Source organism: Streptomyces doebereineriae, from assembly GCF_031845645.1.
Lineage (GTDB): Bacteria > Actinomycetota > Actinomycetes > Streptomycetales > Streptomycetaceae > Streptomyces > Streptomyces canus.
This window is the reverse complement of the sequence record NZ_JAVREZ010000106.1, coordinates 1-543: the sequence shown is the minus strand read 5'-3', so window position 1 is coordinate 543 and position 543 is coordinate 1. Positions and strand designations below refer to the sequence as shown.

The 543-nt window shown below is 67.8% G+C and carries 1 protein-coding gene; it reads left to right on the top strand.

The features are described from left to right. A partial coding sequence (locus tag RNB18_RS50930; RefSeq protein WP_311720917.1) for a DUF4185 domain-containing protein occupies window positions 1-543 on the top strand: 543 nt, incomplete at both ends.

Genomic DNA, 543 nt, shown 5'->3' with positions numbered 1-543 from the left:
AGGCCGGCTGGTGAGTGTCACCAAGGAGGCCGTCGACCGGGTGGGCGGCCGCTACTCGGTGGAAGTGCGTCGAAAAGCCTTGCACCGGATGAACTCCGCTGAGGCCGTCGCGGCGATAGCGGCGGACACCGGCATCAGCCGGTCGACGCTGTCCCGCTGGAAGAGCGCCACCAACGGCCGACGTTCGCGCGCGCAGACCGCCGCCCGGCGTGGCGTAAAGCTCGCCGATGTCACCGGCGTCGGAATCACCGACCGATGGGGTGTCACCGCAACCGATCTCGGCGCATCGGTGCTGGCTCCGAACGGCACCCTGGTCTCGGTGTTCGGCGACGCGTTCTCGGGCGTACACGTCGGAGAAGGACTGTGGCGGGCTCCGGTGGCACTCATCGGCTCAGGCGACGCGCAACATCCCATCCATTACGAACGTGCCGGCGGCTCCGATCCGAACTTCGCGCAACAACTGTGGTTCTACATCCACGACGACCCCAGCACCGGATGGAGTCGCGGGGGTATCAGCACGGTGCTGCCCTCGGACCTGCTGCG